Annotated in this window: 6 protein-coding genes; all 6 read right to left on the bottom strand. The window is 59.5% G+C overall.

What is annotated here, in order from left to right; all coding sequences use genetic code 11:
- Positions 1–121: 121 nt before the first annotated feature.
- The 6 genes from fabI to ACW9IR_RS27200 are packed head-to-tail and all read right to left on the bottom strand — an operon-like array spanning position 122 to position 8,317.
- Positions 122–916, bottom strand: coding sequence for an enoyl-ACP reductase FabI (fabI, locus tag ACW9IR_RS27225; RefSeq protein ID WP_007910591.1), 795 nt, complete (start codon positions 914–916; stop codon positions 122–124).
- Between the two features lie 19 nt (positions 917–935).
- Positions 936–2,546, bottom strand: a complete 1,611-nt coding sequence (locus tag ACW9IR_RS27220; RefSeq protein WP_457465716.1) for an ABC transporter ATP-binding protein — start codon at positions 2,544–2,546, stop codon at positions 936–938.
- Position 2,547: 1 nt separating this feature from the next.
- On the bottom strand, positions 2,548–3,567 hold the full coding sequence (locus tag ACW9IR_RS27215) for an ABC transporter permease (protein ID WP_064587187.1): 1,020 nt from the start codon (positions 3,565–3,567) through the stop codon (positions 2,548–2,550).
- A 1-nt stretch (position 3,568) separates the two neighbouring features.
- A complete protein-coding gene (locus tag ACW9IR_RS27210) occupies positions 3,569–4,642 on the bottom strand; it encodes a microcin C ABC transporter permease YejB (RefSeq protein WP_150650480.1) in 1,074 nt (357 codons plus the stop codon).
- Between the two features lie 4 nt (positions 4,643–4,646).
- Positions 4,647–6,488, bottom strand: a complete 1,842-nt coding sequence (locus ACW9IR_RS27205) for an extracellular solute-binding protein (RefSeq protein WP_457465713.1) — start codon at positions 6,486–6,488, stop codon at positions 4,647–4,649.
- Positions 6,485–8,317, bottom strand: a complete 1,833-nt coding sequence (locus tag ACW9IR_RS27200; protein ID WP_457465711.1) for an extracellular solute-binding protein — start codon at positions 8,315–8,317, stop codon at positions 6,485–6,487. The genes ACW9IR_RS27205 and ACW9IR_RS27200 overlap by 4 nt, the downstream gene beginning before the upstream one ends.
- Positions 8,318–8,715 lie beyond the last annotated feature (398 nt).

Genomic DNA, 8,715 nt, shown 5'->3' with positions numbered 1-8,715 from the left:
GAATATCAGGCAAAAGTCAGTTGAGGGCTTCCCCTCAACCATAGAATCTCCCACAGGGGCAGTGTTGCAGGCATAAAAAAACCCGCCTGAAGAGGCGGGTTTTTTATTGGCTAACCGAAGATCACTCTTCGATGTTGCCCATGGCGGTGGTGTTGAAACCGCCGTCTACGTACATGATTTCACCGCTGATGCCCGACGCCAGGTCGGAGCACAGGAAGGCGCCGGCGTTGCCGACTTCGTCGATGGTGACGTTGCGACGCAGCGGGGTTTGCGCTTCGTTGGCGGCCAGCATCTTGCGGAAGTTCTTGATGCCCGACGCTGCCAGGGTACGGATCGGGCCAGCCGATACGCAGTTGACGCGGGTGCCGTCCGGGCCCAGGGAGCCGGCCAGGTAACGTACGCCAGCTTCCAGCGAAGCCTTGGCCATGCCCATCACGTTGTAGTTAGGCATGGTGCGCTCGGCGCCCAGGTACGACAGGGTCAGCAGGCTGCCGTTGCGGCCTTTCATCATTTCGCGGCCGGCTTTGGCCAGGGCCACGAAGCTGTAGGCGCTGATGTCGTGAGCGATGCGGAAACCGTCACGGGTGGTGGCTTCGGTGAAGTCGCCGTCCAGTTGGTCGCCCGGGGCGAATCCTACGGAGTGGACGATGCAGTCCAGGCCGTCCCACTTCTTGCTCAGTGCTTCGAAGACCTTGGCGATTTCTTCATCGCTGGCCACGTCGCACGGGAAGCACAGCTCAGGGCTCGAACCCCAGCCTTGAGCGAATTCTTCAACACGACCTTTCAGTTTGTCGTTCTGATAAGTGAAGGCAAGCTCAGCGCCCTCGCGATGCATGGCGGCAGCGATGCCGGATGCGATGGACAGCTTGCTGGCGACACCGACGATCAGTACGCGCTTACCGGCGAGAAAACCCATGTGTTGCTCCTCTTTCAGGTTATTGCGCAGTGGCTGGTGCCAAAAAAGCGGCTTCCAGCAACTGCTGTGTATACGGATGTTGGGGGGCGGCAAAAATACTTTGCGCGTCTCCCTGTTCGACCACTTGGCCATGCTTGACCACCATCAACTGGTGGCTCAGCGCTTTGACGACAGCCAGGTCATGGCTGATAAACAAATACGTCAGGTTGTACTTGGCTTGCAGTGAACGCAACAGCTCCACCACTTGCCGCTGCACCGTCCGGTCGAGCGCCGACGTCGGCTCGTCCAGCAGGATCAGCGCCGGTTTCAGCACCAAAGCCCGGGCAATGGCGATTCGTTGCCGTTGCCCACCGGAAAATTCGTGGGGGTAGCGGTGCCGGGTTTCCGGATCCAGACCTACCTCCTTCAATGCCGCAATAATCGCCGCCTCTTGCTCCTCGGCGGTGCCCATCTTGTGAATCCGCAGGCCTTCGCCAACGATATCGCTGACACACATGCGCGGGCTCAGGCTGCCAAACGGGTCCTGAAACACCACCTGCATCTCCCGGCGCAACGGGCGAACCTCGTTCTGCGTCAGGCAGTCTAGCTGTTTGCCTTCAAAGCGGATCGCGCCTTTGCTGCCAATCAGCCGCAAAATCGCCAGACCCAGCGTGGATTTACCGGAACCGCTTTCCCCGACAATCCCCAGAGTCTGACCCTGAGGCAGGCTGAAATTGATGCCGTCCACTGCCTTGACGTGATCCACCGTGCGCTTGAACAGGCCTTTCTTAATCGGGAACCAGACTTTCAGGTCCTCGACCTCAAGCAGCGGCGCGCCGATTTTATTGCTTGCCGGGCCTCCGCTGGGCTCCGCGCCGAGCAATTCCCGAGTGTACGGATGCTGCGGCGAACGGAACAGCTCTGCGCACGATGCCTGTTCGACGATGCAACCGCGCTGCATGACACATACGCGATGCGCAATTCTTCGCACCAGGTTCAAATCGTGACTGATCAGTAACAGCGACATGCCCAATCTGGCCTGCAATTCCTTGAGCAAATCGAGGATTTTCAGCTGAACGGTCACGTCCAAAGCGGTGGTCGGCTCATCGGCAATCAACAATTCCGGTTCGTTGGCCAAGGCCATGGCGATCATCACCCGTTGGCGCTGGCCGCCGGACAATTCGTGGGGCAGGGCCTTGAGACGCTTGTGCGGCTCAGGGATGCCGACCATCTCCAACAGCTCCAGCGTACGCTTGGTGGCTACTTTGCCGGTCAGGCCCTTGTGGATGCCGAGCACTTCGTTGATCTGCTTCTCGATCGAGTGCAGCGGATTCAGCGAGGTCATCGGTTCCTGAAAGATCATCGCGATGCGGTTGCCACGAATATGGCGAATGGTTTTTTCACTGAGGCCCAGCAGGTTTTGCCCGGCATAGTTGATGCTGCCGGCCGGATGGCGGGCCATCGGGTAGGGCAGCAGGCGCAGGATCGAGTGTGCGGTCACCGATTTGCCCGAGCCGGATTCGCCCACCAGCGCCAGGGTTTCGCCACGCTTGATGTCGAAACTCACGCCTTCGACGACCCGGTGCACGCGCTCGCCGAAACCGAACTCGACGGCGAGGTCGCGCACTTCGATCAGATTGTCCTGATTCATTTCACTTCCTCGGGTCGAAGGCATCGCGAGCGGACTCGCCGATAAACACCAGCAAACTCAACATCAACGCCAGCACAGCGAAGGCACTCATGCCCAGCCACGGCGCTTGCAGGTTGGATTTACCCTGGGCGACCAGTTCACCCAGCGACGGACTGCCGGCCGGCAAGCCGAAACCGAGGAAGTCCAAAGCGGTGAGGGTACCGATGGCGCCGGTGAGGATGAACGGCATAAACGTCATGGTCGAGACCATCGCGTTGGGCAGGATGTGGCGGAACATGATCGCGCCGTTCTGCATGCCCAGCGCCCGCGCCGCGCGCACGTATTCAAGGTTGCGGCCACGGAGGAACTCGGCGCGCACCACGTCGACCAGACTCATCCACGAGAACAGCAGCATGATCCCCAGCAGCCACCAGAAATTCGGCTGGACGAAACTGGCGAGAATGATCAGCAGGTAGAGCACGGGCAGCCCCGACCAGATCTCCAGGAAGCGCTGGCCGGCCAGATCGACCCAGCCGCCATAGAAGCCCTGCAACGCACCGGCAATTACGCCGATGATCGAACTCAACACGGTCAGCGTCAGCGCAAACAGCACGGAAATGCGGAAACCGTAAATCACTCGCGCCAACACATCGCGGCCCTGATCGTCAGTACCCAGCAGGTTGTCCGCAGAAGGTGGCGCCGGGGCCGGGACTTTCAGGTCGTAGTTGATGCTCTGGTAGCTGTAGGGAATCGGCGCCCACAACACCCACGCGTCCTTGGCCTTGAGCAGTTCGCGGATGTACGGACTTTTGTAGTTGGCTTCCAGCGGGAATTCGCCGCCGAAAGTGGTTTCCGGGTAACGCTTGATCGCCGGGAAGTACCAGTTGTTGTCGTAATGCACCACCAGCGGCTTGTCGTTGGCGATCAGCTCGGCACCGAGGCTCAGGCCGAACAGGATCAGAAACAGCCACAGCGACCACCAGCCACGCTTGTTGGCCTTGAACAGTTCGAAGCGGCGGCGGTTGAGAGGGGACAGGTTCATCTCAATGCTCCCGGCTTTCGAAGTCGATGCGCGGATCGACCAGGGTATAGGTGAGGTCGCCGATCAGTTTCACCACCAGCCCGAGCAGGGTGAAGATGAACAGGGTGCCGAACACCACCGGGTAATCGCGGTTGATCGCTGCTTCGAAGCTCATCAGACCGAGGCCGTCGAGGGAGAAGATCACTTCCACCAGCAAGGATCCTGTGAAAAAGATGCCGATGAACGCCGACGGGAACCCGGCAATCACCAACAACATGGCGTTGCGGAACACGTGGCCGTAGAGCACGCGATGACGGGTCAGGCCTTTGGCCTTGGCGGTGACCACGTACTGCTTGTTGATTTCGTCGAGGAAGCTGTTTTTGGTCAGCAGGGTCATTGTCGCGAAGTTGCCGATCACCAGCGCCGTCACCGGCAGCGCCAAGTGCCAGAAGTAATCGAGGATCTTGCCGCCCATGCTCAGTTCATCGAAGTTGTTCGAGGTCAGCCCGCGCAACGGGAACCAGTCGAGATAACTGCCGCCGGCAAACACCACGATCAACAGAATCGCAAACAGGAACGCAGGGATCGCATAGCCGACGATGATTGCCGAACTGGTCCACACATCGAAGTGGCTACCGTGCCGCGTGGCCTTGGCGATCCCCAGCGGGATCGACACCAGGTACATGATCAGCGTGCTCCACAGCCCCAGCGAGATCGACACTGGCATCTTTTCCTTGATCAGGTCGATGACCTTGGCGTCGCGAAAAAAGCTGTCACCGAAATCCAGCGTCGCGTAGTTCTTGACCATGATCCACAGGCGTTCCGGGGCCGACTTGTCGAACCCGTACATGTGCTCGATTTCCTTTATCAGCGCCGGGTCCAGGCCTTGCGCGCCGCGATAGGACGAGCCTGCGACCGACACCTCGGCACCGCCGCCGGCAATGCGGCTGGTGGCGCCTTCGAAGCCTTCGAGCTTGGCGATCATCTGTTCCACCGGGCCGCCGGGCGCGGCCTGGATGATCACGAAGTTGATCAGCAGAATGCCGAACAGGGTCGGGATGATCAGCAGCAGTCGCCGAAAAATATACGCCAGCATCTGATTACTCCGTGCCCACAGGGTCGGCTTGCAGTTTGGTTTCGACTTCTATCGCCGGTTTTGCATCTGGCTTGACCCACCAGGTGTTAATCCCGATGTCGTATTTTGGCGAGACTTTCGGGTGGCCGATGTGGTTCCAGTACGCTACGCGCCAAGTCTTGATGTGCCAGTTGGGGATCACGTAATAACCCCATTGCAGCACACGATCCAGCGCTCGGGCGTGAGCCACCAGGCTTTTGCGCGAGTCGGCGTTGATCAGATTCTCGACCAGTTGATCGACGATCGGGTCTTTCAAACCCAAGGAATTGCGGCTGCTCGGTTTATCGGCGGCGGCGCTCATCCAGTATTCGCGCTGCTCGTTACCCGGCGAGTTTGACTGCGGGAAGCTGCCGACCATCATGTCGAAGTCCCGCGAGCGTACGCGGTTGATGTACTGCGAAACGTCGACGCGGCGGATTACCAGATCGATGCCGAGGTCGCTGAGGTTGCGCTTGAACGGCAGCAGTACGCGTTCGAATTCGGTCTGCGCCAACAGGAACTCGATGACCACCGGTTTGCCGGTAGCGTCGACCATTTTGTCGTCTACGATCTTCCAGCCGGCTTCCTGCAGCAGTTGATAGGCCTCGCGCTGCTGGGCGCGGATCATGCCGCTGGCATCGGTCTTCGGGTTTTCGAAGGCTTCGCTGAACACTTGCGCCGGCAGTTTGCTGCGGAACGGCTCGAGGATCGTTCGTTGATCGGTATCGGGGAGGCCAGTGGCGGCCATTTCCGAGTTCTCGAAATAGCTGCGAGTGCGGAAGTAGGCAGCGTTGAACAGCTGTTTATTGGTCCACTCGAAATCGAACAGCAGACCCAGCGCCTGACGCACGCGCGCGTCCTGGAACAGCGGGCGGCGCAGGTTGAAAACGAAACCCTGCATGCCGGTCGGGTTGCTGTTGGCGATCTGCTCCTTGATCAAACGCCCCTCGGTGACCGCCGGGATGTTGTAGGCGTTGGCCCAATTCTTTGCGGTCATTTCCAGCCAGTAATCGAACTGGCCGGCCTTCAGTGCTTCGAGGGCGACGGTGTTGTCGCGGTAGTAATCGGTGGTCATGGTGTCGAAGTTGTAGAAACCACGGTTGACCGGCAGGTCTTTGCCCCAGTAATCCTTGACCCGCTCGTAGCGCACCGAACGCCCCGCTTTTACTTCGGCGACCTTGTACGGGCCGCTGCCCAGCGGAATTTCCAGGTTGCCTTTGTTGAAGTCGCGATCGGCCCACCAGTGTTTTGGCAGCACCGGCAACTGACCGAGGATTAGCGGCAACTCGCGGTTGTTGCTGTGCTTGAATTTGAACAGCACCTTGAGCGGGTCTTCAGCGATGACTTCGGAAACGTCGCTGTAGTAGCCGCGAAACATCGGCGAGCCTTCCTTGGTCAGCGTGTTGAAGCTGAACACCACGTCGTCGGCGCGCACCGGGTGGCCATCGTGGAAGCGCGCTTCGGGGCGCAGGTAGAAACGCACCCAGCTGTTGTCCGGGGCTTTTTCGATTTTGCCGGCGATCAGGCCATATTCGGTGAACGGCTCGTCGAGGCTGTGCTTGGTCAGGGTGTCGTAGATCTGCCCGACGTCATCGGCCGGCACGCCTTTGCTGATAAACGGGTTGAGGCTGTCGAAGCCGCCGAAACCGGCCTGACGGAAGATGCCGCCCTTGGGCGCATCGGGGTTTACGTAATCAAACTGTTTGAAATCGGCCGGGTATTTCGGTGGCTCGTTGTACAGGGTCACGGCGTGTTGCGGGGCGGCAAAGGCCAGCCCGGCGAACAGCAAGCCGCTGGCCTGGACGAGCAGGGCGCGGATAGGGTTCATCGATCTTTCTCCGAAGACTTCAGCCACCACGCGCTCAGGCCCAGGGTGTAGGGCGGTGTGGTGACAAAGGCCAACCGGTTGCGGTAGGCCAGACGGTGGTAATTGAGGTACCAGTTGGGAATGCTGTAATGCTGCCAGAGCAGCACACGGTCGAGGGCCTTGCCGGCGGCGACCTGTTCGTCGCGGGTCCGTGCGGCGAGCAATTGTTCGAGCAGGTGATCGACCACTGGATTGGCGATGCCCGCGTAATTCTTGCTGCCCTTGACCCCGACCTGACTGGAGTGAAAGTACTGCCACTGCTCAAGGCCTGGGCTCAGGGTCTGGTTGAGCGTCATCGAGATCATGTCGAAATCAAATTGATCGAGGCGCTGTTTGTATTGGGCGCGATCCACCGTGCGCAGGCGCGCGTCGATGCCGATGCTGTTGAGGTTCTCGATGTAGGGTTGGTAGAGGCGCTCCAAGTTCGGATTGACCAGCAGCAACTCGAACCGCAGCGGTTGGCCATCAGCGTTTTGCAGGCGCTGACCGTTGAGCTTCCAGCCGACCTCGGCGAGCAACGCCAATGCCTTGCGCATGGTTTCCCGGGGAATGCCGCGACCGTCGGTTTTTGGCAAGGTGAACGGCTCGGTGAACAGCTTGGCCGGCAGTTGTTCCTTGTACGGCTTGAGCATCAGCCATTCCCCCCCGACCGGCAGGCCGGAGGTTGTGAATTCGCTGTTGGGGTAGTAACTGCTGGTGCGTTTGTAGGCGTCGCTGAACAGCGCGCGGTTGGTCCACTCGAAGTCGAACATCAGGCCCAGCGCTTCGCGGGTCTTCACATCGGCGAAGGTGGAGCGGCGGGTGTTCATGAACAGGCCCTGACTCTGGGTCGGGATCTGATGCGGGATCTGCGCCTTGATCACATCGCCACGGCGTATCGCCGGGAAGTTGTAGCCGTTGGCCCAGTTCTTCGCCTGATGCTCGATGTAAATGTCGAACTCGCCAGCCTTGAACGCTTCGAAGGCCACGTCGCTGTCGCGGTAGAACTCGACTTCCATGCGATCGAAGTTGTACTTGCCGCGATTGACCGGCAGGTCCTTGCCCCAGTAATCCTTGACCCGTTCAAAGATCAGTTGCCGGCCCGGCGTCACCGAAGTGATGCGATACGGGCCGCTGCCCAGTGGTGGTTCGAAGGTGGTGGCTTTGAAGTCGCGGTCTTTCCAGTAATGTTGCGGCAGCACCGGTAACTCACCGAGGCGCAGGATCAACAGCGGATTGCCCGAGCGCTTGAGCACGAAACGGATGCGCTGCTTGTTGAGAATGTCGACGCGCAGTACTTCTTGTAGGGCAGTGCGGTACAGCGGATGGCCGTCCTTGAGCAGCGTTCGATAGGAGAACGCTACGTCGTAGGCGGTGATCGGCGTGCCATCGTGAAAACGCGCCTCGGGACGCAGATTGAAGACGACCCAGCTGCGATCTTCGCTGTACTCCACCGATTGCGCGATCAAGCCGTAACTCGACGCTGGCTCGTCACCGGACGGCGAATACTGGCCGGTGCCGACCATCAGCGGCTCGTTCAGCTCATTGATGCCGTACTGGAGGAAATTCGCTGTGGTGACCGGGCTGGTGCCCTTGAAGGTGTACGGATTGACCGTATCGAAGGTGCCAAACGCCATCACCCGCAACGTACCGCCCTTGGGCGCTTGCGGGTTGACCCAGTCGAAGTGGGTAAATCTGGCCGGGTACTTGAGCGTGCCGAACTGCGCATAACCGTGACTTTCGGTAATCGTCGCGCTTGCGGTTGAGCTCAAGGCCAGGCTGATCAGGAGCAGGAGGAGGGGACGCTTCAAGTCAGATCCGATCCAGGCGGCTTGGGCTTAGTGGGCCGTACAGTAACAGCTTGTCTGGACAGGAAAAAGATGGGAGTTAATGCGGGGTTAATCGTTTGCGCGAAGAGCCCCTCACCCTAACCCTCTCCCAGGGGGAGAGGGGACTGACCGAGTTGTTTCTTCGAGCTACGCCGACCTGAACTGTCGAGTCGAACTCACGTTTTGCAAAGCCCCTCACCCTAACCCTCTCCCGGGGGGAGAGGGGACTGATCGTGGTGTTTGGGCGAATTGCACCGACGTGCGATACCGAGCCGAACTCGGATTTTGAACAGTGCAGTGGTCTAATTTCCCCGGACACCCCGATGGTGGAAAATACATCTATCGAGGAGTTATTCATGACTAAAAAACGCAGGGCATTC

This window comes from Pseudomonas sp. SDT291_1_S447 (assembly GCF_054070155.1).
Note: the sequence above shows the minus strand (reverse complement) of the source record. Positions and strands in the feature narration are given on the sequence as shown.

Bases quoted from the DNA above. Each gene is read 5' to 3' on its own strand.
- fabI (WP_007910591.1), bottom strand. From the start codon at position 916: ATGGGTTTTCTCGCCGGTAAGCGCGTACTGATCGTCGGTGTCGCCAGC.
- ACW9IR_RS27220 (WP_457465716.1), bottom strand. From the start codon at position 2,546: ATGAATCAGGACAATCTGATCGAAGTGCGCGACCTCGCCGTCGAGTTC.
- ACW9IR_RS27205 (WP_457465713.1), bottom strand. From the start codon at position 6,488: ATGAACCCTATCCGCGCCCTGCTCGTCCAGGCCAGCGGCTTGCTGTTC.
- ACW9IR_RS27210 (WP_150650480.1), bottom strand. From the start codon at position 4,642: ATGCTGGCGTATATTTTTCGGCGACTGCTGCTGATCATCCCGACCCTG.
- ACW9IR_RS27215 (WP_064587187.1), bottom strand. From the start codon at position 3,567: ATGAACCTGTCCCCTCTCAACCGCCGCCGCTTCGAACTGTTCAAGGCC.